This window comes from Variovorax sp. FW305-3-2-15-B-LB1 (genome assembly GCF_058787635.1).
The window spans coordinates 1-770 of record NZ_JBYSZY010000120.1 but is presented as its reverse complement, the minus strand read 5'-3'; the positions used below and the strand labels follow the sequence as shown (position 1 = coordinate 770).

The 770-nt window shown below is 64.9% G+C and carries 1 protein-coding gene; it reads right to left on the bottom strand.

All coding sequences use genetic code 11. The features are described 5' to 3' along the window. Positions 1-770, bottom strand: a 770-nt coding sequence (locus AC3WQR_RS31560) for a branched-chain amino acid transaminase (RefSeq protein WP_492745984.1), incomplete at both ends; no start/stop codon positions are given.

The following is a 770-nucleotide window of genomic DNA, read 5'->3' as shown; positions in this document are numbered from 1 at the left end:
GCGGCGGTGCCGGTGAAGAAGGCCTCGTCGGCCACGTACACCTCGTCGCGCGTGATGCGCTTTTGCACGAGTTCGATGCCCAGGTCCTTGCAGATGTGCAGGATGGTGTTGCGCGTGATGCCGTTCAGGGCGCCGGCCGACAGGTCGGGCGTGTAGACCACGCCGCCCTTGACCACGAACACGTTCTCGCCCGCGCCTTCGGACACGAAACCGCTCGCGTCGAGCAGCAGCGCTTCGTCGTAGCCGTCGTCCAGCGCTTCCATGTTGGCGAGGATCGAGTTGGTGTAGTTGCTCACCGTCTTGGCCTGCGTCATCGTGATGTTGACGTGGTGGCGGGTGTAGCTCGAGGTCTTCACGCGGATGCCGCGGCGCATGCCTTCTTCGCCGAGGTAGGCGCCCCACGACCAGGCCGCGACCATGGCGTGGATCTTGTTGCCCTTGGGGCTCACGCCCAGCTTCTCAGAGCCGATCCAGATCAGGGGGCGCAGGTAGCAGCTTTCGAGCTTGTTCTCGCGCACGACCTGCTTCTGGGCTTCGTTCAGCTGTTCCTGCGAGAACGGGATCTTCATGCGCAGGATCTTGGCGCTGTTGAACAGGCGCTCGGTGTGCTCGGCCAGGCGGAAGATCGCCGTGCTGCCGTCGGCCGTCTTGTAGGCGCGCACGCCCTCGAAGGCGCCGCACCCGTAGTGCAGCGTGTGGCTCAGCACGTGGATCTTGGCGTCGCGCCAGTCCACGAGTTCGCCGTCCATCCAGATCTTGCCGTCACGGTC